Genomic DNA, 22,246 nt, shown 5'->3' on the forward strand with positions numbered 1-22,246 from the left:
GCGCGGGGGGCGCGCGGCGCCCCCGGGCCGCCCCCCCCCCCCCCCCCCCCCCCCCGCCCCCCCCCCCCCCCCCCCCCCCCCCCCCCCCCCCCCGCGGCGCAGCCAGTCGCTAGGCCTCGATCAGCCTGTTGCGAATGGCGTAGCGCACGATGTCGGCGAGCGAATGCGCGCCCAATTTGCGCATGATGTTTCCGCGGTGGCTCTCGACCGTCTTGACGCTGATGTCCAGCATCGAGGCGATAACCTTGTTGCTGCGGGATTCCGCGAGCAGCTGAACGATCAGCAGCTCGCGCGTCGTCAGCGCCTCCGAGCCCTCAATGACCCCGCCAAGGCCGTGTCCTCTAGGGGACGGATAGCTGCGCAGAACAGCGGCGGTTATGCCGGGACAGAAGTAGGGCTTGTGGTTCAACAGGGACGCCACGGCGGCGATGATGTTTTCCGTCGACGCCGACTTCAGTACGAACCCTCGCGCGCCGGCGCTCAGCACTTCGCGAACCAGTTGCTCGCTGTCATGCATCGTGAAGATGAGCAATTCGGTGTGGGTCTTCAGCTTCCGAACGTCTCGCGCAACGATGACGCCGCTCAGATCCGGCATGCTGATGTCCAGGATCATGACGTCGGGCGTTAGTTCCTTGGCCATCCGCACCGCGTCTCGGCCATTTGAGGCCTCACCGCAGATCGTCCACCCTGGCTGGGACTCGAGCGCCTCGCGCAAACCCGCCCTGACGATGGAATGATCGTCGGCCAGCAAGATTGTGGGCGAACTTGTCGATAGCATCGAAAACTCTCGGTGGAATAGTGAAGACGCGCGTTAATTCTCTACTTCCGTTTGAAATAGATGGTGAATTCGCCGCGCAAGGTTGCAACAAGCTGCAGCATTGAGATTAGGAATCGCTTGGGGGCACATATTGGTAGGTGCAAAAGGCGTTCGATCTGGCGGGTCTCGCGGGAGACCCTTCTGTTCACCGGCGGCTTGCTGCTGCTGATCGGCTCGTTTCAAGATCTTGTCGAGTGTCCTGGCGCCGAACGCAGCACTCGCGCCACCGCCCGCGCCGCTGGCCGAACGACCGGTCGGCATCGTGATTTCCCCCTTGCAGCGGCGACCGCCTATCGCGAGCGCCCCCGGGCCGAGACGGGCCACAAGGCCACAAGGGTGTCGCCATCCACCACATGATAGGTGTCGTAGAGGTTTACGGTGGGATCGCAGTGCGGCGCGCCCAGGATCACCCGGTCGCCCAAGGCGGGCGCCGCTTGGCCTGAGGGTGGCAGGATGGCCCCGTGCTCGTCGCCCATGAAAAAATAGCGCGAGCCTTCCGGCGCGCCGCCCAGCACTTTTGGCGGTTCGGCGTCGGTCGACATGGCCTTGAAGCCCGCATCGACAGTGGCCATGCCGGGGTTGTTGGCGCTGACCACTCGGGCGTCGATCAGCAGCGACGCCTCGTAGGGACTGGCGTCCGCGCCGTCGCCGGCGATGTCGCAGATCAGGTACTGGCCGTCCATGAACACGTAGGAGCCGACCTGGAACTCGGTGAAGATTCCAAGCTCGGCGTCGATGCGGTGTGAACCCGTACCCGAGCCGGATACGATGGGCGGCGGGCCTCCAGCTGCGGTCAAGGCTTCGATCACCGAGCGGATATAGTCGCCGCGGCCCTCCAGGTTGGCCTTGCGGTCGGCGAAACTCTCGATGTGCTGCTGCATGCCGCAATAGCATTGCAGCCCAGCATAGATCAGTCCGGGCTGGCCGCCGATGGCCTCCAACAGCGCGACCGCGGCCTCGGGCGAGGCGACGCCGGTGCGGTGGATGCCCGGATCCAGATCGATCATGACCTTCAGCGGCTTCCCGGCCGCGGCGGCGGCCAGGCCGAGCGCCGCGATATTGGCAGGGTGATCGGTAACGACCATCAGGTCGGTCGTCACGGCGTTGAGGGCGATCAGGCGCGCGATGGCCGGGGTTGAAACCACGGGCGAGGTGATCAGCAGGCCGTTCGTCACCCCGCCTTCGGCAAGGGCCTCGGCCTCGCCGATCTTGGCGCAGCACAGGCCCACGGCGCCGGCCGCAAGTTGCAGCTTGGCGATGTCGACGCTCTTGTGGGTCTTGGCGTGGGGACGCAGCTTCAGACCCTTGCCAGCGGCAAACTCGGCCATGCGGGCGATATTGCGTTCCAAGGCAGGCTTGTCGATCACCAGCACCGGCGTGTTGAGATCACGACGCGAGCCTTGGGCGCCGATCAGGTGGGCGTGCAGGTCGTGGTCGGTCATGGCGCGGTTCCGATCAGAGGCCGAAAAGTTCGGTCAGGTGTGTATTGGCGAACTTGCCGGTCGGGTCCCAGGTCTTGCGCGCGGCCAGGAAATCGGCGGCGCGCGGATAAAGCCTGTGGACGTCGGCGGCGGTCAGCGTGTGTCGCTTGGCCCAGTGTGGTCAGCCCGCGCCGTCGCGCAGACCCGACTCCATCTCGGCGAAGGCTGGCCGCCAGGGCAGCTTGGCGTATTGATGGAACGAGATCGAGGCGCAGGTCCAGCGTTGAACGGGCTTATCCAGATGTCGTCACCAGCCGCGAGGCGAAACTCGAACGGAAAGCTGATCGGCAATCTGCGCTTGCGGATGTGATCGATGGACGGCATCCACCACGACCTGCGAAGAAACCCAAGGGCGCTCGAGGGCGTAAGGGGAGGGTCGGCATGCCCCGTGGGCATAGTCAGGAATATATTCCTAACACCCTAGCGCGCCCGGGATTGTCCGCCTTGCCGACCAGTGAAGATAGGACAATATTCCTTACTATGCACTTTACATACCAAGCCAATTTCGGTATGAAAGCGCATGGCAACCGCAACGCTTTCAGATCCGATCTTCCACGACGCAGACGCCGCCCGCGCGCACTTCGAAAAGCTGCGCTGGCCCGACGGTCGTGTGTGCCCGCATTGCGGCGTGGTTGGTGACGATTCCTCGACCCTGCTCAAGGGCAAGTCGCACCGCGCCGGGCTCTACAAGTGCAAGGCTTGTGACTTGCCCTTCACCGCGACCATCGGCACCGTCTACGAGGATAGCAAGGTTCCCCTGAACAAGTGGCTGCTGGCCACTCACCTAATGTGCGCCAGCAAGAAGGGCATCAGCGCCCTCCAATTGCAACGCGAGTTGGCCCTTGGCTCGTACCGCACCGCTTGGTTCATGGCGCACCGCATCCGCGAGGCGATGACCGACACCGACGACACCCCTCTGGGTGGCGAAGGCAAGATCGTGGAAGCCGACGAAACCTATTATGGCAAGCCCGCCGTCTCGCCCGTGAAGCGGGCCGATGGTCGCGAGTTCATCAAGCGCAGAAAGAAGGCCCGCAATAGCCGCCCCGTTGTCGCCCTGGTCGAGCGTGGCGGTCGCGCAAAGGTGTTTCACGTCGCGGTGGCGGACAAGGCGACCGTGTCGGCTATCGTCATGGCGAACGTTCACCCGGCGACCCGCCTGCACACCGACGAGAGCCGCCTCTACAAGGGCTCTGCCGACGTGTTCGCGTCACATGAGACCGTCAAGCACTCCGCTGGCGAATACGCCCGTGGCGATGTGAACACGAACAGCGCTGAAGGCTTCTTCGGCGTGTTCAAGAAAGGCATGAAGGGCGTGTATCAACACTGCTCCGAGAAGCACCTGAACCGCTACGTCACCGAGTTTGGGTTCCGCCATAACACCCGCGCCCTGCTGGGCTTCAACGATGGGGAACGGACGGATGCTGCGATCAAAGGCACGATCGGCAAGCGCCTGACGTACCGACAGACTGACGAAGCCTACGTTTAAGTTTCAGGCTTTGCGTTTGGCGCGGAAGCGTCGGCGGAAGCCTTCCGCTTCTTGGGACTCACCTTAGGCTGTGGCGGGGTGGCGAGCATTCGCTTGACCACCTCATCACGGCGGCGGGCGGCTTCCTCGGGGGTGAGCTGATCTGTGTCCATCATGGGCGAGAAGATAACATGAGTTCGGGCGCGGGCGACAAGATGAGCGCCCAAGAAGCTATTGATCGCGCCTTCGCCATGCACACCAGTGTCGTGGGCGAGGTCGCTTACCATTGGAATCTGCTGCATGAGCGCTTGGGCGTCCTATTCAGCATAGCCGCTGCCATCAACAACCAAGTGGGGATGGCCGTCTGGTATTCCGTGCAAAGCGACCGAGGGCAGCGCGAAATGCTGCTAGCTGCACTGCGGGCCAACAAAGAGGATACTTGGGAGATACGGCCTAAGGCAAAGGTCGAAATCAAATGGCTGACCGACTATGTTTCGGGAACACTTGCGGATCGGCGCAACGACGCCCTGCACGCCCCATGCGAATTGGGCGTGGGTATTTTTCAGGACAAAGACGGTAATCTTTTGCACTCGATTGAGGTCGGCCCGGCCTATTTTTTGGGAAACCCGCGCGCCTCAAAGCTGAGCCAAAAGAACCTGTACAAGGAGTTCACTTGGTATGCCGAGACCGCGCAAGCGCTGGCACATTACGCCGACGCCATGGTCAAAGCTCTAACGGTGATAGAGGCGCCATGGCCAGAAAGACCGCGACTGCCATCCCTCGGCCAGTCTCGCTCCCAAACGGCATAATGTCGCCGAAGGCCCGCCATAGAACGTCAGCCCCCGCCTCGATCATCTCGTCAGTAATCTCAGTCTCGGTAAGCGCCGGCCTGTCGGTGTCGATCATAGGGCTATATTCCAGGTATGCAAAGTGCATAGTTAGGACAATATTCCTAACGATCCACTTTGCACACCTAGAATATAGTCTTATGGTCGGCACCGACAGTCTGGCGCTAGAAGAGATTAAAATTACTCCCGAGATGATCGAGGCGGGGGCTGACGTCGTATGGCGGGCTTTCGGCGACATCATGTCTTTCGGGAATGAGACTGGCGGAGCGACGGCAGTCGTGGTCTTTCTGGCCATGTTGCCTCTATCACCGTTAGAGCGGTGACCATGGCGTCAGCGTAGCGCGCCAGCGCTTGCGCGGTCTCTGCATACCAAGTGAACTCCTTGTGCAGGTTCTTTTGGCTTAGCTTTGAGGCGCGTGGGTTTCCTAAGAAATAGGCCGGACCTACCTCAATCGCCTGCGAAAGATTGCCGTCCCTATCCTCAAAAATACCCATCCCCAATTCGCATGGGGCATGCAGGGCGTCGTTGCGCCGTTCCGCAAGCGTTCCCGATACATAGTCGGTCAGCCATTTGATTTCGGCCTTGGCCTTAGGTCGTATCTCCCAAACGTCCTCTTTGTTGGCGCGCAGTGCAGCTAGCAGCATTCCGCGCTGCCCTCGGTCGCTTTGCACGGAGTACCAGACGGCCATTCCCACTTGATTGTTGATGGCGGCGGCTATGCTGAACAGGACGCCCAAGCGCTCATGCAGCAGATTCCAGTAGTAAGCGACCTCGCCTACGACGCTAGTGTGCCTAGCGAAGGCGCGCTCTATGGCCTCCTGGGCGCTCATCTTTTCGCCCGCGTCCGCACTCATGCTAGCCTCCTGACATGAAAGACGATCAGCACCTAGAAGACGAAACCGCGCGCCGCCGTGACAGGTGGTCAAGCGTATGCTCGACACCCCGCCACAGCCTAAGGTGAGTCCCAAGAAGCGGAAGCCTTCCGCCGACGCTTCCGCGCCTGCCGCAAAGCCTGAAACCTAAACGTAGGCTTCGTCAGCTTGTCGGTACGTCAGGCGCTTGCCGATCGTACCTTTGGTCGCAGCGTCCGTCCGTTCCCCATCGTTGAAGCCCAGCAGGGCGCCGGTGTTGTGGCGGAACCCAAACTCAGTGACGTAAAGGTTCAGGTGCTTCTCAGAGCAGCGCTGATACACGCGACCGCGACGTGAAAGACCTTGGCTCGACGCTGGCTGAGCATCCGCTTCAGGGCGTCGGTGCTGGGATGAGCCGCGTGCCAGCCCTGGACGATCCAGGCTCGGGGCCGCAGCGCTCGCACGACATCCGCCCCCGAGGCGTCGTACATGCCGTGATGCCCCGCGACGGCGACCTCGACCGGGCCCGCGACTTGGGCGGCGGGGGTCTCGGCGTCGCGCAAAGGCGGGGCGCCGTCGAAGGTGGCGAAAGCGTGAGAATCATTGTTTGTCTACGCGCCTAAGTAATATTATCAGCAATAATGTTATGACTCCTAGCCACCGAATTTGAGGTTTCCAAGATCCTTGCAAACCGCCGGCTTTCACGACGTTCCCGCTTGCGAATGTCCCAACGCACTGACGTGACTCCATAATCCATGAGAATCTCAGTCTCAGATTTTGGAGTCAGAACCCGGACCAATTGGAGTCAGTTGCGGAGTTTGGAGTCAGCCACCCCCGCGCCCCCAAAGGCTTTCGCATTCTCAGGGTTTGGAGTCTTTTGACACGCTCTCACTAACGGAATGAAAATCCCAGACGCTCTCCAGCAGCATGGTGCGGGTCACCAGCCGGCTGGCGTGGCGCATCAGATATTCCAGCAGCTGAAATTCCCGCTTCAGATAGGCGGCGGCTTCCTTGTCGTCCTCGACCAGCAACAGCTTCATGCGATCAACCTGCCTCTATTCGTGCGGAGAGGAAGGGCAAATCGCCCAGGAGGCGTCACCAATCGCCTAGCCGCTCGCCCCAGAAGACCGCGGCTTCGCGCGCTCGCAGCGTGGCCTCCGCGTCGTTCAAATAGTCACGAGTCATCGGAACGGCGTCTTGCCGGCGGGCGAGCTGCACCTGGAACACCACGACCTGTTCGTAGCGAAAGGCTGTCTCCGACATCGCCAGATAGTACTCCCACATCCGACAGAAGCGCTCGTCGAACATCGCCACCGCCTCGTCGCGGCGGGCCATGAAGGCCTGCCGCCAAGCCCGCAAAGTCTCGGCGTAGTGCAGCCGCAGCACCTCGATGTCGGTAACCACCAGGCCCGACCGCTCGACCGCCTTGAGGATATCCGACAGCGACGGCAGATGGCCGCCCGGGAAGATGTAGCGGGTGATCCATGGATTGGTGACGCTGGGCTCGTCCGAGCAACCGATGGTGTGCAGCAGCATCACGCCGTCATCGGTCAGGCGCTCGCGGCAGGTTCGGAAGAAGGTCTCGTAGTTTCCCAGGCCGACATGCTCGAACATCCCGACCGAGACGATGCGGTCGAACCGGCCCTCGACCGCGCGGTAGTCGGTCAGGGCGAAGCGGGCCCGGTCCGCCAGCCCTGACGCCCGGGCCCGAGCTTCGGCACGCGCGATCTGTTCCTCGGACAGGGTGACGCCCAACACCTCCGCCACACGCGCGACGCCGGACAGATAGAGCGCCAGGCCGCCCCAGCCGCACCCGATGTCCAGCACCCGATGGTCCGGTTTCAGCAGCAGCTTGGCGGCGATATGGCGCTTCTTGGCTCGCTGGGCGTCGGCCAGGCTCTGGCCCGGATGCTCGAAATAGGCGCAGGAATATTGCCAGTCCGGATCCAGGAACAGGGCGTAGAACGCGTCGCCCAGGTCGTAGTGATGAGCGACATTGCGGCGCGATCGACGCGGATCATTGCGCTGGCGCCAGAGCTGGGTCGCGATGCGAAGGCGGTCTAACGCCCGGACGATCGGCGATGGGTTTGGCGGGCCGTCATTGTCGAGGATCAGGCTGAGGAAGTCGTAGATCGAGCCGCGCTCCATCACCAGCCGACCATCGGTGAACAGCTCGCCGGTCCGCATGTCGGGGTCTAGCAGCAGGGTCCAGACAGCGGGGTTGTCGATCAGGCGGGCGATGATCGGCTCGCCTGCGCCATCGCCGAACACCAGGCGCTCGCCGGAAGGTGCGATCAGCGTCAGGGCGCCGCGCGGGACCAGCGGCGTCAGCGCCTTGCCCAGCGCCCAGGCCGCCAGGCTCACGAGGCCAGGCTCGTGAGCGCCGTGACAGCCCGATCCCGCCTGACCGGAAGGCGGGCGAAGATCTCAGCGCCCGTTGCCGCAAAGCGCGCCTGGCCAAACCGGTCCAGCACTCGTGAGCGCGCGACCTCGCCCATCGTCGCCAGCTTGTCCGGCGCAAGCAGCAACCGCTTCAAACCCTTGGCCAAGTCCTCGCTATCGCAGGGCGCGACGACCCGTCCCGTCAGCCCGTCCACGACGCTGTAGGGCATCTCGCCCACGGCGGTGACCAAGGCCGGCAGGCCGGCTTGCATCGCCTCGTGCACCGCGATGCACAGGCCCTCGCGCCGCGAGGGTTGCAGATAAAGATGCAGTCCGCTCAGGAACTCGCGCGGCGTGTCGCAAAAGCCGGTTAGGAACACATTGTCCAGGCCCGCCTGGTCAATCATGGCCTGCAGCCGTTCTCGCTGCGCGCCCTCCCCGGCGATGCGAACCTCGAACGGTGTCGGCGAGCGAAAGCCGGTCGCGCGCAGGTGCGCCAGGGCCTTGATCAGCACGTCGTAGCCCTTGGCGGGGTGCAAACGGCCGAGCGCGCCCAACTGAAGCGTCTCGCCTGGCCGCCAGGGCGTCGCCTGTGGCGCGCTCGCATCGGCGGCGAACAGCGGCCAGGTCGCGAGGCGATCGGCCTTCACATTCAATCGCGAGGCGGTCAGGGTCGTGACGCTCTGAGAGTCTCCGATCCACAATCCCGAAAGTCCCTGGGTCGCGCGCAGCAGCAGCCGATTAGCGGGCTTCAGGAAGGCGTTATGCTGCCAGCTGACGACGGGCACGCGGCGGCGCAGCCCGACGATCTGACCCAGCAAGGTGGCGCGGGTCAGCGAGGTCCAGATCAGGTCTGGCTGTTCCTCGGCGACGATGCGGTCGAGCCAAGCCAGGGCGTCGACCTGATCGCGCTCGCCGCCCTGCCTGACATGGACCTTGAGCCCCTGGCGGGTCATCGGCGGCAGAGCCCGGCCGTCACGTTGCGTCAGGGCGAGAATCTCAACGTCCGCGCCCTGGTCGGCCAAAACCTTGGCCACGGCCGGAACCGGGAGGGCCGCTCCGCCGCCCTCAAGGGAGTTGATCACGTAGAAGATGCGCATCAGAACGCCCCTGTTCCGATGCGCGCCGGCTCGTGTTCAACAACCGCCGATCCGATCGGCAGATCGAGCCAGGCCTGCCCCGCGAACCGCGCAACGGCGCGCGCCGCGCGCTCGGACGAGGGTTCGTCGGTCAGGTCGAAACTCTCGTCGAACAGGGCCTCCTGGACCGGCCGCCAGACGGTCTCATGCTCCTGACGGGACTGGGTTATGGCTGCGCCCAGATCGGCGACATCCTCGATCACCGGACCCGCGCGCCAATGACCGAAGTTGGGGTCGCCGGTCCAGGCGAAACGGTGGCTGTTGAGGAAGACGCACGGCCGGGGCTTGAGCAGGAACTCGTAGACCTGGCTGCTGGCGTCGCCGAGATAGAGATCGGCGCGCTGTGTGTAGGCCATGGTCGTCGAGGCCCGGCTGCCCAGGTCGATATGGATGTTGGGTGCGCGCAGGTAGCGCTCCTCGATCCGGCCGGCGCGGTCGAGCCGCAGCTTGTCGATCGTCGCCACGAACGGTCGCTCGAACAGCATGACGTGGGGCGCGAAGACCAGGTTGTGGTCATCGTGCTCGACGAACCAGTCCAGCACCTGGCGACCGGCCTCGTACCAGGACGACAGGTGTGGTGAGACGTGAGGGTTGTACAGCGCAACGGGCCGGCCGTCGTCGAGCAGCGGATGGGTCGACGCCTTCGCGGGCAGCAGGTCGAACTTGGGGTAGCCGACGATCGAGATCCTGGTCGGATCGACGCCGGTCTCATGGACCAACCGGTCGCGGATCTTGCGGCCGGAGACCAGCACATGGTCGAACCCGGCGCTGGCCTTGTCGAAACCGATGGCGCGATCGCCGGCCCCATGGCGGGTGTGAACGATCTTCAGGTCGCGAAGGCCATAGCGGGTCTTGAGGATCAGCGAGGTCTTCTCGGCGACCACCAGCACGTCGAGCGACCGAAAAAAGTCGAGGTTGTCGCTGTAGACCAGCAGTTTGGTCGCTGGCAGCACCGCCTCGGTCGTGGCGGCCAGCAGCCTGGACGTACGCCGGGTCAGGCCCAGCTCGACCAGGTCCACGCCGTGGCCGATCAGGCCCCCGCCCAACCGGATCACTTCGGCGGTTAGGCGGCGATTGGTGGTGGCCACCACGATGTCCAGGTCAGTGCCGCCGCGCGCCAAGGCCAAGGCGATCGGCAGGCTGTGGGCGACCTGATGGACCTGATCGTGGTTGAAGAGGAATCCAATGCGCATAATCCAACGACGCCAGGCCCAGGAAAACCCCTCACCGATTTTTCAACCGCAGCACGGGCTGGTCAGGCCGCTCGGCGTGGCAAGCTTGAGGGAGGCGAGACGCGGGCCTTGAGACGGTCCATCAGCGCGCCGAGCGTTGCGCAGTCGGCGCCGACGAGGTCGTCGATCTCGACATGGAAATGGTCCTCGATCTCGACCAGCACCGCCATATAGGCCTCCAGCGGCAGGCCCAGGTCGCAGATCCGGGTCGGGCGCTGCAGACCGTAGCGGCCAGTCTTGCTGGAGATCAGGTTGGCGATGTCGTCGTCTGTCAGGAAGGCGTGGGCGAAAAGGGCGTCGGTCATGGCGCGATACTCCCGTGGAGGTCTGGCCCAATGACGCCGCACGCCCTACCGCCCCTCACCGATTTACGCGTCGCTCACGCCAGCATCCTGCCGTCTTCCATGCACAGGACCTGATCGGCCAGGTCAGCGAGCCGAGAGTCGTGGGTCACGCACACCACCGTGGCGCCGCTGGCGTGCGCCTCGGCGCGGAGGAGAGCGGCGATCTGCCGTCCGTTCTCGGAGTCCAGGGCCGAAGTCGGCTCGTCGGCGAAGATCAAGGCGGGGCGCTTGGCCAAGGCGCGGGCGATGGCGACACGCTGCTTTTCGCCACCCGACATCTCGCCGGGTCGATTGGACATCCGCCGCTCCAGACCGACCGCCGCCAGGGCCTGGGCGGCCCGTGACCTCGCCTCCCGCGCCGGTACGCCCAGTCGCCGCAGCACAATCTCGACCTGTTCGCTGGCGGTCAGGGCGGGCAGCAGATGGAAGCCCTGAAAGATGAAACCGGAATGGGCCAACCGAAAGCGGTCGCGCTGGTCGCCGCTCATCGGCGTCAAGGCGCTGCCCAGGGCCTCGACCGATCCCGCATCGGGGCTCAGCAGTCCGGAAAGAATCGCCAGCAGGGTCGACTTCCCCGATCCCGATGGGCCGGTGATCATCACCATCTCGCCGGACCTCAGGCTCAGACTGACGGGGTGCAAGGCATCAACACGCTGGACACCTTGGCCGTAGTGTTTCCGCACCGCTCCGGCGCGCAGCGACACCGTCATGTCGCTTGGCCGCCCAAGGTCAACAGCAGATCGACATAGGCCCGGGCCCGGGCGGCCTGGGCGTTGGTCAGCGCCACGTCCGCGTCCACGGCGCGCGCCTCCAGCGTGGCCAGGGCGACCCCGTCCATGTCGCCGTCCTGATGCCGCGTCTGGCCCGCTCCGAACCCCGCGACCGCCTGGGTCCAGGCCTTCCTCGCCAGATGCTCGGCTGCGCTGGCGTCCTGCAGCGTGGCCAGATCCAATCGCGATTGGCCCCAGGCCTCGCCGACCGCCTTGCGATAGGCCAGTTCGGCCAACGCCGCTTCAGCCGCGGCGCCGCGCTTGCGAGCCTTGGCCGCGCCGCCGTCCAGCAACTCGTGAGACAGCCCACCGGCGACCGCCCAAGCCAAGGCTCGGACGTCCAGCAGATAGAGCAGGTCGGGATCGCCCGACCCGATCCCGGCAGTCAGCATGAAGCGGGGTCGCGACGCGGCGACGGCTTCGGCCCGACGCGCGTCGGCGGCTTGAAGTCGGGCGAACGCGGCCTGGATGTCAGGACGCGCCAGCACGGCCTCGGACGAGATCGTGTGAACTGACGGGGTGACCGGGATTTCGTCGCCCGCATAGGCCGGCTCGTCGATGGGAGCCTCTTGCCCGAGCAACAGCCCCAGTCGCAGACAATTGGCCTCGACGATGTGACCGGCGACTTGAACCTCGGCGCGCGCCTGGGCCTGAGCCGAGCGCGCGGTCGTCAGGTCTCCGTCCGTGGCTGAACCCTCCAACGTCCGGTGGCGGATCAGATCCGCAGTCCGTTGGACCAGGGTCGCCTTGAGCTCGGCGGCGATCCGGTGCTCCTGGTCGGCGCGCAGGGTCACATAGGACCTGGCCACTTCCGCCAGCACCAGCCGGCGCGCGGCTGCGGCGTCCTGCAGGGCGGCGGTCTCATCGGATCTGGCCGCATCCAGACCCCGCTTGAGCCGGTGGAAGAGGTCGACCTCGTAGCTGCCTAGCACCGGGGCGCCGACCCCGGAGGTGCTCGACGAGAAATCGGCGCCGCCGATCGCGGCCTCGGCGCCGATCGTCAGGTGCGGCCGACGCCCGGCCTGGGCCAGGTCGACATCGGCGCGGGCCTTCTCCAGCCGCGCCAGGGCCATGCGAATATCCAACGAGCCCAGTTCGGTGCGGATCAGCAGATCCGCCAGAACGGGATCGGCGAGATCTGGAGACCAGGGCCGCTCCAATTGTGCAGAGGCCACAGGCGCATCCATCCCACCCCTTGCCGCCGCGAACGCCATCGCGGGTGTTGCGACCAAGGCGGCGGCCAGAATATGCCCGATCATTGTCCTATCCTCGCCAGCACGCGCTGGCCCAGTCGCAAGGTGTTTGGCTCTTCGATGGACAGGATCAGGCGCAGCACCCGACCGTCGGCGCGTCCGCCCGGCTGGTCGTCCAGGGCCGCAGCCTCGAACGCTGGCGAAATCCTCACGACCCGCGCCTTGAAGACACGCCCGCCGCCGCTCGCATCGGTGACCCAGGCGCTGGCCCCGGGGCTGATCCGTCCGACGAAGGCTTCGTCGAGCTCGGCGCGGATGATCCGGGGGCCGTCTGGGGCCAGAACGAACAGCGGCGTACCGGAGGCGGCGACCGCAGCCGCGCCCACCGCTGCTGTTCGGCGCAGAACCAGGCCCGACATGGGCGCGCGGACGGTGCGGACGGTCCGTTCCAGCTCGGCCAGGCGCTGGCGGGTTCGCGCCACGTCCACGGCGCGGGCCGCCTCCTCGCTCTGGGCCAAGGTCAACGTCGCCGCCTGCCTGGCCTGCTTGGCCTCGTGCTCTGAAACGGCGTCCGCCGAGGCCAGGCGCGCAAGGCGCGCGGCTTCGGCCTGGGCGGCGGACGACCTGGCCTGGGCGCCGCGCCAAGCGGCTTCTCCCTGCGCGGTCTCCGCCGCGGCTTGGGCCGCCAGCAGGACGCTGCGGTCGGTGTCGAGCTGGGCCAGCACCGCCCCGCGATCGACGTGCGCGCCCTCCTCGACATTGACCTTGGCGATCAGGCCGTCACGCGGCGCGGCGATTGGGATCAAGCCCCCTTCGATGGCGACCACGCCGCGGGCCACGGCCGCAGCCGCTGGACGGTTTTGGGCGTGAGCGGCGTCAGGTCCCCGCTGGCAAGCGGTTAGCAACGCGCCTGTCGCCAGCAGGATCGGTAAAAGGACGCGGCCGGACGGCGCGTGGCGAAGGACCATGAAAAACCTCATAGAAGCAACGCGGCGGGATCGGCCCGCGCGACACGGCGCAGCGCCCAGAGACCGGAACCGAAGGCGACCAGCGCCACCAGACCGATCGCGCCCGCGACCATCGGCGCGGTCATCACCAGGGGCGTAGATGACGCAGTCGCCACCGCCGCCAGGATCGCGGCCAGGACGCCGGCCAGAAGCACGCCGGCCGCCGCGATCCAGGCGGTCTGGGCCAGGACGATGACGCGCAGGGCGCCGATGGTGAACCCCAGGGCCCGCAAGGCCGCGTAGTCCTTGAGAGAGGCGGCCACGGCGGCCGCCAAGGTCTGGCTGGTGACGATCACCGCCACCAGAATGGCCACGGCGCTGCCGAACACGAAGGCTACGCCGGCTCCTGACTCGCTCAGCCAGTAGCGGACGCTTCGATCGGCGAAGGCCTGGCGGGTCATCGGCTCGAAGCCCCGCTGGCGTCCCACCTCGCGCAGATCGGCGACAGCCGCGGCGGCCTGGGTAGGATCGTTGAGCCGGGCGGTGAAATAGGCCGCGCCCTCCCCGTCACCAAGGGCGGTATCCAGCCGATGGGCCGTGGCGGCCGAGGCGATGACATTGACACCGCCCAAGGCGCGCAGCCCCTCGGTGACCCCGACGATCCGCACCCGCCGGCCGTTGATCTCGGCGAGACCCCCGACGCTCGTCTCCAGCTTGCCCAGGTCGGCGCGATCCACCAGCACCGCGTCCGGCTCGGCCAGCGCGGCGCGCAGGTCGGTCGACAGGACGTCGGACAGCACCATCGCGCCAGGCATAGGGTCCAGGCCGACAATGTAGACATTGACCATGCCGTGCCGGCCGGTGCGCCATTCGCCCGTGCCCCAATAGAAGGGCTCGACCTGGGCGATGCGCGGGTCGGCGCGGAGGAAGAGCTCGGTGGCCCCGCCGATCGGCCGGCCCAGATCGATGCTCTGCACGCCCGGAAATCCAACCCACAGGTCAGCCGAGGACTTGGTCACGTAGACGCTGGCCAGAGAGAACACGCCCAGGATCAATCCGGCCTGCAGCAGCACCAGAAGGCCGGAAAAGCCCACCGCCACGGCCGCCGGCGCGAAACGACGCCACTCGAACAACAGGGTCTTGAGCGCGATGGAGGTCATGCGTCGGCTTCCGACGCGGCCAACTCGACCGTCTTGGCGCCGCGGCCGATCAGCAGGACGCCGAGCAGGATCGCCAGGCTGCCGACCACCTGCAGCCCGCTGATGGGCTCATGAAAGACCACCGCGCTGGCGGCGATGATCAGCACATAGCTGACAGCCGACAACGGGAACGCCGCGCTGAGCGGCATCTCCGCCAACACCGTCATCCAGGCCGCGAAGGCGGCGATCTCCAGCGCCACCAACAGCCGAACGCTGGGCATGCGCGCGGCGGCGGCCAACCACGCCAGATCGAACCGCGCGTGCGCCAGTTGGTTGGCCGAGGTCTTGGCGGTGATCTGGTAGGCCAGACTGATGATCGGCAGGATGGCGAACAGGATGGCCGGCGCGAAACGGCGGCGCGGCTTGTGGATCGCGATGTTCATGCGGCCAAGCCTTCGAGCGCGTCGCCCATGAGCAGCGGCGCCAGCAGGCGTAGCGCGCCGTTGACCAGCCCATTGCGATGCTTGAAATACATGGCCACGGGGGTCAGCCGACTGCCCAGTCGCAGCTTGTCGCCCAGATTGGCCTGGCCGCTTTGGTAGCGCTTCAAGCCAAGCTCGAGGCAGCGCTCCAGATTGAAGAACCAGCTGAGAAAATAGAGGTTGTGGGCGCGGCCGCGTGCGGCCTCCATGCAGAAGAACTTGTCGAGCAGGACCTCGCCGTCTTCGAGCAGCAGGTTGAAGGCCAACAGGTCATCCTCGACATAGTAGAGGGCGAACACCGCCCGGCCGGGCATGCGCTCGGCCACGGCCTTGAAGAAGCCCGGCGTCAGGGTCTCCAGCTGCGCGTCGGCCCGGGCAAGGGTCTGGCGATAGAGCGCCATGGCCCGAGGCAGGTCCGCGCCCAGCTCCACGCGCAGTTCGATCCGCACCTTGCCGCGCGACCTCAGCTTGCGGCGCATGTCGCGACGAGCGCCGCTGGACAGCCGCGCCAGATAGGTTTCGAGATCGGCGAAATCGATGGCGAGATCGGCGATCGCCTGCCCGGGCACGGCGCTGTAGCCTGCCCCGGCCATGGCGCTTGACCACAGGTCGGCCTGCGCAGGATCGGCGTCCTTGACGCCCATCAACGAACACCCGGCCCGCGCCGCGTCCTGCTCGAAGGCGAAGATCAGGGCCTCGAGGACGGCGAGACGATCGGCTTCAGATAGTCCTGCCGCGAAACCGACGGTCGCGGTCTCCGCGCAAGGTGATCCCAGGCAGGCCAGCCTTGGCGTCATTACGCCCGGCGCGAGCCGACGGATCTGTTCGGCCACCTTGCGACCGCCCCCTTCGAAGGTGGTCTCGAGCCGATAGTCGGTGATGAAGGCCGGCGCTGCGCCGACCAGACGTCCGTCGCGCTGAACCAGGACATAGCGCCAGCCAAACCCCTCCAGCGCCGCGCTCTCGACCGCCCGCAGATAGTCGAAGCCTTCCAGCGCGCCGCCGAACAGGGCGTCCCAGCTGGCGCGCGGTAGGTCGTCCAGGCTAGTGAGGACACGGGTCTCAAACATGCGATCGCCGTCCCAACACCGGGTCGCCCTGGGGCTCGACGGCGCCGAAGAAGCTGGCGGTCATGGCCGCGACCACGTCGCGCTCCTGGTCGACGTGGATCATGTGGTAGCTGTCTTCCAGCAGATGCAGCCGCGTGGGCCCGCCCAAGGCGCTCTGCAGCCGGTAGGCGTTGCGCGGATGGCTCATGTCGTCGTCGCGCGCGTGCAGGATCAGGGTCGGGGTCGTGATCGCCTTGCCCATCCGCTCCAGATGCCGGCCCAGGCGATACATCTGGAACAGCGCCCCGAGCGGCAGGCGGTCGATCGCGCCCTCGATCAGGCTGTCCGGCGCGCGTTGGGCCAGGCTGCGCAAGCGTTCGTCCTTCAGACCGAAGGGATGGGTCTCAGCCCAGGCCAACCGGCGCACGCCAGGGAGGTTGGCGGCCAGTTGGATCACTGGCGCGGCGACGGCGAAGCGCGGCATGTTCCAGCCGTCATATTCGAAGGTCATCGAATAGACCGCTGCGGCGCGGATCGCGGGGCGCTCGGCGGCCAGCATCAGGCCCAGGGCTCCGCCGACGCAGATACCGGCCACGTGCACCGTATCGACCTCTGCGGCGAAAGCGTCATAAGAGCGGCACAGGCCGTCCAGCCAGTCGCGCCATGTGGTCTTGAGCAGGGTGGCCTCGTCGACGCCGTGTCCGACCAGCAAGGGCGCGGCGACCTCGAAACCACGACGCGCCAAGCGCTTGGCCAGGGGTTTCATCTCGGCCGGCGCGCCGGTCAGGCCGTGGACCAGCAGGACGCCATGGCCGGACTTGCCCGCCAGTCTGAGCGGTTGAACGGTCATAGCCCCGACAGCCCCACGAAGGTGACGCCGACGGCGACCAGGGCGGCGCCCGCGATCTGCATCGGGGCCAGGCGCTCCTTGAGGATCAGGGTCCCGGCCAGGGGCACGCCGGCATAGGTCAGGGTCATGATCGGGAAGGCCAGACCCAGCGGCGTGTGCTCCAGCACCAGCAGCCAGGCGATCATCTCGACGAACCAGAAGACGATCCCCAGCCACAGCACCGGCTGCAGGGCCAGGGCGGCGAGGTAGGCCGGCTTGCCCTCGGCGCCGTCGGACGCGGCCTTGAAGCTGAGTTCGCGGCCGATCTCGGTGACGATACAAAAGGCGAGCAGGCCCGCGCTGGCGGCGGTCAGGGTCGAGCTCACGACGCGAGCTCCGAAAACAACGACAGCAGCCGCAGGTTCGCCGCCTCGTTGGTCCGCGCCAGGTCCCCCGGAACGCGCCCGCGCGGCTGGTCGAGGAAGGCCTCGCCGCGTTTGAGCAGGTTCGACAGCAGGTCCGGGCCATAGCGCGGCGCGGACCAGTCTCCGACCACGTCGGCCCCGATCACGCGCGCCCGGCCCGCCACCGCGCGGATCAGACGCTCCAAGCCATCCAGGCTCAACTCGCCTTGATCCCAGTTGGTGACGGCGTCATCGGCGCGCAGCACGTCCTTGTCGATGGTGATGTAGACGGCCTGGGTCGTGATCCTGGACACCAGCAGTTCGAGGAAACCGCCCTCGCCCATCGCCGCCATGGATGGCCAGCCCTGGTCGCCGATCCGCAGGACCGGGCCGCCATCCGGGGCGCGCCAGGGGTAGAGCTCGACCCGACCTTCGGCGACCAGATCAAGATCCGCGCGCTTGGTTTCGGGACGGTCGATGTCGCCACTGCAGACGCCCACGGTGACCACCTTGGTCACGCCCGGCAGCCGCGCCGCGCGTCCGACCCAAGACCCGCAGTGAAGGCCGTTCTCGAACCGCACCCAGTCGGGGTGGTTGTCGAAGTGAACGACGGTCACGGGCCCGGCCTGCGCCCTCTCAATGGCCCGCTCGATCAGCAGCGGCGTGACGTGATGGAAGTCCCCCGAGCCGGCGAACACCATCTCGGGTCCTGGCCCGATCGGTTGCTCGCGCAGGCGATCGGCGAGCGCCGCCAAGGCCCGGGGGCGGCTCCACAGGCGTAGAGCCGGCCCCAAATCACGCGCTTCAATCGCCCGCCCGCCCGCCTGGCCAAGCAAGGCGGGTTGCTCGCCCAAGGCGCCATCCAGGTTCAGGAATACGGGACGCATGCGTTGATCAGTCGACGCAGCGACGCAGGATTGCGTCGAGCAGCTTCAGGCCCAGGTCGATTTCGCCCTTGCTGATCTCCAGCGACGGGGCCAGCGTGATGACGTTCTTGTGGTAGCCGCCGACGTCGAGGATCAAGCCGTAGCGCTTGCCGTCGACCTCGATGTCGCCCTTCATCCCTTCGGCTTCCATGCGGTTAAGCAGGGCCTTGTTGGGGGTGAAGCCGTCGGCCTCGCAGATCTCAGCGCGCAAGGCCAGGCCCAGGCCGTCCACGTCGCCGATCTGCGGCCAGCGCTTTTGCAGGTCCTTCAGGCCCTCCAGGAAGTAGGCGCCCTTCTCCAGGACCTTGGCGCCGTAATCGACCTCCGAGGTCATCCGAAGGACTTCCAGCGCCACGGCCGTGCCCATTGGGTTGGAGTTGAACGTCGAATGGGTCGAGCCCGGAGGGAAGATTTCTGGATTGATCAGCTCTTCGCGAGCCCAGACGCCCGACAGCGGGTTGAGGCCGTTGGTCAAGGCCTTGCCGAACACCAGCACGTCGGGCTGCACGCCGAAGTGCTCGATCGACCACAGCTTGCCGGTCCTCCACATGCCCATCTGGATCTCATCGACCACCAGCAGGATGCCGTGCTGATCGAGAACCTTCTTCAGCTCGATGAAGAAGTTGGGCGGCGGGATCACATAGCCGCCGGCGCCCTGGATCGGCTCGATATAGAAGGCGGCGAATTCGGCCTGGCCGGTCTTGGTGTCGAGCACGCCGTTATATTCAGTCTCGAACAGGCGGGCGAACTTGGCCACGCAGGCCTCGCCGTACTCTTCCTTGCTCATGCCCTTGGGGCCACGGAAGTGATACGGAAATTCGATGAACTGGGCGCGGTCGCTGAAGTGACCGAAGCGCCGGCGATAGCGGTAGGACGAGGTGATCGCCGAGGCGCCCAGGGTGCGGCCGTGATAGCCGCCCTCGAAGGCGAACATCAACTGTTTGCCATTGCTGGCGTTGCGCACCAGCTTGAGCGAGTCCTCGACCGCCTGGGCGCCGCCGACATTGAAGTGGACCCGGCCCTTGCGGCCGAACTTCTTCTCGGCGTCCTGGGCGATCATCGCCGCCAGCTCGACCTTCTCGCGATGCAGGTACTGGCTGGCGACCTGCGGCAGGGTGTCGAGCTGACGGTGGGCGACGGCGTTCAAGCGCGGGTTGCGGTAGCCGAAATTGACGGCCGAGTACCACATCTGCAGATCAAGAAACTGGCGCCCCTGAGCGTCGTACATGAACGAGCCTTCGCATCCGTCGAAGAACTTCGGTTCCGGCAGATAGTGCACGGTGTCGCCGTAGGAGCAGTACTGGGCCTCAAGTTCGCGCAAGGCGGCTTCGTCTAGGACTTCGGGGGTCTGTTCAGCATCGTACATGGGATAAACTCCGGTCAGATGGCGGCGCGGCGCGCCAAGCGGCCGTGGGCGGCCGCGAGCGTCGTCGTGATGGTGTGGAAGTCGGAGAATTCGTGGTGCGGCATGGCCCGCGAGCGGGCGTAGGCGGCCAGCTTGTCGCGCGCGAACAGCAGGTCGGCGCGGCTTGAGACGCAGAAGTCGGAGCGCCCGTCGCCGATGAAGACCATCAGGTCCCCAGGATCGCTGGCCCGCTCGTCGGACTTGTCCGCGACCTGGCACTTACAGACGCCCGAGCCGGCGGCGCAGCCGGCGCGCGACCAAGGCTGCTCCAGCCGTCTACCCATCTCGGCGCTGCCGACCAGATGATTGGCGATCACCGGCAGATGACCCAGGCGGTGGCGGCCCAGGATGCGAGAAATGAAACGATCGACGCCGTCACTGACCACGGTCAGCGAAAGGGCGTTGGCCTGGCACCAGGCGACGAACTCCGAAAAGCCGTCGGCCAGTTCCACGGTGTCGAGCAGGGCGTCCAGCGCCGCATCGTCGCCACCGATCAGCGCGACCTGGCCTCGCATGCACTCGGCGGCGGTGATCTCGCCCCGGGTCCAGCGCTCTTCGAGCTCTTCCCAGGCCGGCTCGGCCAGACGGGTCAGGACAAGGTCGGTCGTGTCGACCTTGGCGATGGTCCCGTCGAAATCGCAAAATATCCGCATCGCACCGACTTGGCTCCAGACGCCCCCGCGCCGTTCGAGCCAATGACGCCGTGTGTACTGAGCCCCCTCATCGAATTTTCACCGGCGGCGGGGCAGCCGTTCCGAGCCTTGCCTTGAAGTCGCCGCCGCGCGATGTCTCTTGGCCCCGCCAACTCCCTCCAACCGGACCGATCGTCTTTGTGATGAACACCGACGCGTCCGTTTCGTTTTCCAGCGCCGCCTTGGCGCGGCGCCTGGCGCGGATGCGCGGCTGACCATGGAGGACCTGCAGGACCTTTCGCCGCTCGCGGCCGTCTATCTGGAGCGGCGCGAAGACACGCGGCGGTTCTTCCAGGCGCGCCTGGGCGGTCAAGCCGATGTCGAGGATCTGGTTCAGGAGCTGTATCTGAAGGTTCAGGCGGTCGCGGACGAGTTGATCGACAACCCGCCCGCCTATCTTTACCGCTTGGCCTCCAACCTGATGCTGGACCGACTGCGCCGCGCCAAGCGGGCCGGCGCGCGCGAAACCGAATGGCGGCGCGCCAACCACACCACGGTCGGCGCTCTGGATGTGGCTGAAGAGCCCGACGCCGAGAGCGCCGTCATCGCCCGCCAGCGTCTGGAGAAAATCTCCGAGGCGATGAAAACCCTGTCGCCCGTGACCCAGCAGGTGTTCCGCCTGCACAAGTTCGAGGGCCTGACACATGTCGAGACCGCGACGCGAATGGGCATTTCTCGAAGTTCGGTCGAGAAGCATGTCAGCCTGGCTCTGAGCCATCTGGTCAGCAGGGTCGGCCGATGACCGTGTCTTTTTGGCATCACCTCCTGAAGAACCGAGGAGGGACTTTTCCGGTCATGGCGTCATTGTGGCAAGCGCCCTCCCCAGCCCGGCGCCAAGGAAGCACGACCCGTCGATGACACAGTCCGTCACCACCGATTCCATCCAACAGGCGGCGAGCGACTGGTTCGCGCGCCTGCAGGGTGACGCCGGTCTGGAAGACTGGACCGCGTTCCAAGCCTGGCTCGAAGCCGACCCTGCCCACGCTGCGGCCTATGACGAGGTCGAGGCGCTGTGGATCGAAATGGAAGACTTGCCTGCCGGCGAGATCCCCGCCGCCGTTGCGCCCGAGGTCGTGGCCGGAAACGTCCTGCCGTTCACCCCCCGCCCCAAGCCGCCGGCGCGGCGCTGGGTCTGGGCCGGCCTGGCCACGGCCGCGGCGGCCGCCGCCGCCGTGGTATTGGCCGTGCTGCCGCAACTGAGCCGCTCGACCTTCACCGATTATGCGACCCAGCGCGGCGAGACCCGGGAGGTCGCCCTGGCCGACGGCACGCGCCTGACCCTGGGCGGTGCCACGACCTTGCGGGTAAGGCTGACGCACGCCGAGCGTGACGTGACCCTGGTCGACGGCGAGGCCAGCTTCGATGTCGCCCACCTGGAAAACCGACCCTTCGTGGTCGCGGTGGCTGGCCGGGAGATTCGTGTCCTAGGCACCGAATTCAACATCCTCAGCCATGATAACCGCCTGGCCGTCACCGTGCGGCGGGGTTTGGTCTCGGTATCGGGCGGGCAGCAGGGCGCTGTGCGCCTGGCCAAGGGCCAGCAATTGGTCCAATCGCCCGGCCAAGCCACCTCACTGATTCGCACCACGGATCCGAATGCAGCCTTCGCCTGGAAATCGGGCAATCTCGTCTATCGTGACGCCTCCTTGGCAGAGGTGGTCGCCGACCTGAACCGCTACGTCGCCACGCCGATACGGGTTGATCCGAACGCCGCTTCGGTCAAAGTCTCCTGTGTGCTGTTGGTTGACGAGGAAGCGGCGATGATCCGGCGTTTGGAATTGTTCGCACCGATCGTCAGCCAGCGCAGCGGCGGCGAGATCGTCCTCAAGGCCAAGGCGACCCGACGCTGA

The 22,246-nt window shown here is 66.1% G+C and carries 23 protein-coding genes and 2 pseudogenes; 4 read left to right on the top strand and 21 right to left on the bottom strand.

The features are described from left to right. Positions 1-109: 109 nt before the first annotated feature. The 3 genes from ACP694_RS07245 to ACP694_RS07255 all read right to left on the bottom strand — a co-directional run bounded on the left by ACP694_RS07245 (position 110) and on the right by ACP694_RS07255 (position 2,395). Complete coding sequence (locus ACP694_RS07245) at positions 110-778, bottom strand: response regulator (protein WP_426011465.1); 669 nt, start codon at positions 776-778, stop codon at positions 110-112. A 329-nt stretch (positions 779-1,107) separates the two neighbouring features. After that, positions 1,108-2,259 carry a DSD1 family PLP-dependent enzyme gene (locus ACP694_RS07250; protein WP_426011466.1) on the bottom strand — a complete coding sequence of 384 codons (1,152 nt, stop codon included), beginning with the start codon at positions 2,257-2,259 and terminating at the stop codon, positions 1,108-1,110. A 13-nt stretch (positions 2,260-2,272) separates the two neighbouring features. Next, on the bottom strand, positions 2,273-2,395 hold the full coding sequence (locus tag ACP694_RS07255; protein ID WP_426011828.1) for a D-arabinono-1,4-lactone oxidase: 123 nt from the start codon (positions 2,393-2,395) through the stop codon (positions 2,273-2,275). A 423-nt stretch (positions 2,396-2,818) separates the two neighbouring features. Here ACP694_RS07255 and ACP694_RS07260 point away from each other — a divergent pair, with 423 nt between their 5' ends. Both ACP694_RS07260 and ACP694_RS07265 read left to right on the top strand, forming a co-directional pair. Then, positions 2,819-3,784 (top strand): IS1595 family transposase, encoded by a 966-nt coding sequence (locus ACP694_RS07260; protein ID WP_426011467.1) that lies wholly within the window; start codon positions 2,819-2,821, stop codon positions 3,782-3,784. A gap of 170 nt (positions 3,785-3,954) precedes the next feature. After that, positions 3,955-4,572 carry a hypothetical protein gene (locus tag ACP694_RS07265; RefSeq protein ID WP_426011468.1) on the top strand — a complete coding sequence of 206 codons (618 nt, stop codon included), beginning with the start codon at positions 3,955-3,957 and terminating at the stop codon, positions 4,570-4,572. A 276-nt stretch (positions 4,573-4,848) separates the two neighbouring features. Here the strand turns inward: ACP694_RS07265 and ACP694_RS07270 are convergent, their stop codons facing one another. The 18 genes and pseudogenes from ACP694_RS07270 to ACP694_RS07355 all read right to left on the bottom strand — a co-directional run bounded on the left by ACP694_RS07270 (position 4,849) and on the right by ACP694_RS07355 (position 20,357). Then, complete coding sequence (locus tag ACP694_RS07270) at positions 4,849-5,466, bottom strand: hypothetical protein (RefSeq protein WP_426011469.1); 618 nt, start codon at positions 5,464-5,466, stop codon at positions 4,849-4,851. A gap of 308 nt (positions 5,467-5,774) precedes the next feature. Further along, a complete protein-coding gene (locus ACP694_RS07275; RefSeq protein WP_426011470.1) occupies positions 5,775-6,026 on the bottom strand; it encodes a hypothetical protein in 252 nt (83 codons plus the stop codon). Positions 6,027-6,362: 336 nt separating this feature from the next. Next, positions 6,363-6,452, bottom strand: a pseudogene (locus ACP694_RS07280) (winged helix-turn-helix domain-containing protein); the annotation flags it as partial. Positions 6,453-6,558: 106 nt separating this feature from the next. Continuing rightward, complete coding sequence (locus tag ACP694_RS07285; protein WP_426011471.1) at positions 6,559-7,827, bottom strand: class I SAM-dependent methyltransferase; 1,269 nt, start codon at positions 7,825-7,827, stop codon at positions 6,559-6,561. Next, positions 7,824-8,945, bottom strand: a complete 1,122-nt coding sequence (locus tag ACP694_RS07290; RefSeq protein WP_426011472.1) for a glycosyltransferase family 4 protein — start codon at positions 8,943-8,945, stop codon at positions 7,824-7,826. The genes ACP694_RS07285 and ACP694_RS07290 overlap by 4 nt, the downstream gene beginning before the upstream one ends. Continuing rightward, positions 8,945-10,177, bottom strand: a complete 1,233-nt coding sequence (locus ACP694_RS07295; protein ID WP_426011473.1) for a hypothetical protein — start codon at positions 10,175-10,177, stop codon at positions 8,945-8,947. The genes ACP694_RS07290 and ACP694_RS07295 overlap by 1 nt, the downstream gene beginning before the upstream one ends. Positions 10,178-10,239: 62 nt before the next feature. Continuing rightward, entirely contained in the window at positions 10,240-10,521 is a 282-nt protein-coding gene (locus ACP694_RS07300; protein WP_426011474.1) for a hypothetical protein, read from the bottom strand. 74 nt (positions 10,522-10,595) lie between these two features. Further along, a pseudogene (locus ACP694_RS07305) lies at positions 10,596-11,189 on the bottom strand (ABC transporter ATP-binding protein); the annotation flags it as partial. A 77-nt stretch (positions 11,190-11,266) separates the two neighbouring features. Next, complete coding sequence (locus tag ACP694_RS07310; RefSeq protein ID WP_426011475.1) at positions 11,267-12,589, bottom strand: TolC family protein; 1,323 nt, start codon at positions 12,587-12,589, stop codon at positions 11,267-11,269. Further along, a complete protein-coding gene (locus tag ACP694_RS07315; protein ID WP_426011476.1) occupies positions 12,586-13,491 on the bottom strand; it encodes an HlyD family secretion protein in 906 nt (301 codons plus the stop codon). The genes ACP694_RS07310 and ACP694_RS07315 overlap by 4 nt, the downstream gene beginning before the upstream one ends. A gap of 8 nt (positions 13,492-13,499) precedes the next feature. After that, positions 13,500-14,630: an ABC transporter permease gene (locus ACP694_RS07320; RefSeq protein ID WP_426011477.1), complete on the bottom strand. Its 1,131-nt coding sequence runs from the start codon at positions 14,628-14,630 to the stop codon at positions 13,500-13,502. Continuing rightward, entirely contained in the window at positions 14,627-15,052 is a 426-nt protein-coding gene (locus ACP694_RS07325; RefSeq protein ID WP_426011478.1) for a hypothetical protein, read from the bottom strand. Before ACP694_RS07325 ends, ACP694_RS07320 begins: the two co-directional genes overlap by 4 nt. Beyond that, positions 15,049-16,161, bottom strand: coding sequence for a GNAT family N-acetyltransferase (locus tag ACP694_RS07330; protein WP_426011479.1), 1,113 nt, complete (start codon positions 16,159-16,161; stop codon positions 15,049-15,051). Before ACP694_RS07330 ends, ACP694_RS07325 begins: the two co-directional genes overlap by 4 nt. Further along, the gene (locus tag ACP694_RS07335) at positions 16,154-16,990 is read right to left on the bottom strand and encodes an alpha/beta hydrolase (protein ID WP_426011480.1); all 837 of its coding nucleotides are present in this window, start codon (positions 16,988-16,990) and stop codon (positions 16,154-16,156) included. The genes ACP694_RS07330 and ACP694_RS07335 overlap by 8 nt, the downstream gene beginning before the upstream one ends. Then, positions 16,987-17,355, bottom strand: coding sequence for a permease (locus ACP694_RS07340; protein WP_426011481.1), 369 nt, complete (start codon positions 17,353-17,355; stop codon positions 16,987-16,989). Before ACP694_RS07340 ends, ACP694_RS07335 begins: the two co-directional genes overlap by 4 nt. Beyond that, positions 17,352-18,260 (bottom strand): hypothetical protein, encoded by a 909-nt coding sequence (locus ACP694_RS07345; protein WP_426011482.1) that lies wholly within the window; start codon positions 18,258-18,260, stop codon positions 17,352-17,354. Before ACP694_RS07345 ends, ACP694_RS07340 begins: the two co-directional genes overlap by 4 nt. Before the next feature lie 7 nt (positions 18,261-18,267). After that, the gene (locus tag ACP694_RS07350) at positions 18,268-19,665 is read right to left on the bottom strand and encodes an aspartate aminotransferase family protein (RefSeq protein WP_426011483.1); all 1,398 of its coding nucleotides are present in this window, start codon (positions 19,663-19,665) and stop codon (positions 18,268-18,270) included. Positions 19,666-19,679: 14 nt separating this feature from the next. Beyond that, complete coding sequence (locus tag ACP694_RS07355; protein WP_426011484.1) at positions 19,680-20,357, bottom strand: MtnX-like HAD-IB family phosphatase; 678 nt, start codon at positions 20,355-20,357, stop codon at positions 19,680-19,682. A 256-nt stretch (positions 20,358-20,613) separates the two neighbouring features. On the opposite strand from ACP694_RS07355, the gene ACP694_RS07360 reads away from it, so the two are divergent. Together ACP694_RS07360 and ACP694_RS07365 are read left to right on the top strand one after the other, a co-directional pair. Further along, a complete protein-coding gene (locus ACP694_RS07360; RefSeq protein ID WP_426011485.1) occupies positions 20,614-21,138 on the top strand; it encodes an RNA polymerase sigma factor in 525 nt (174 codons plus the stop codon). 112 nt (positions 21,139-21,250) lie between these two features. Next, positions 21,251-22,246 carry a FecR family protein gene (locus ACP694_RS07365; protein WP_426011486.1) on the top strand — a complete coding sequence of 332 codons (996 nt, stop codon included), beginning with the start codon at positions 21,251-21,253 and terminating at the stop codon, positions 22,244-22,246.

The organism is Caulobacter sp. DWR2-3-1b2, from assembly GCF_049896345.1.
In the GTDB taxonomy this organism is placed as follows: Bacteria; Pseudomonadota; Alphaproteobacteria; order Caulobacterales; family Caulobacteraceae; genus Caulobacter.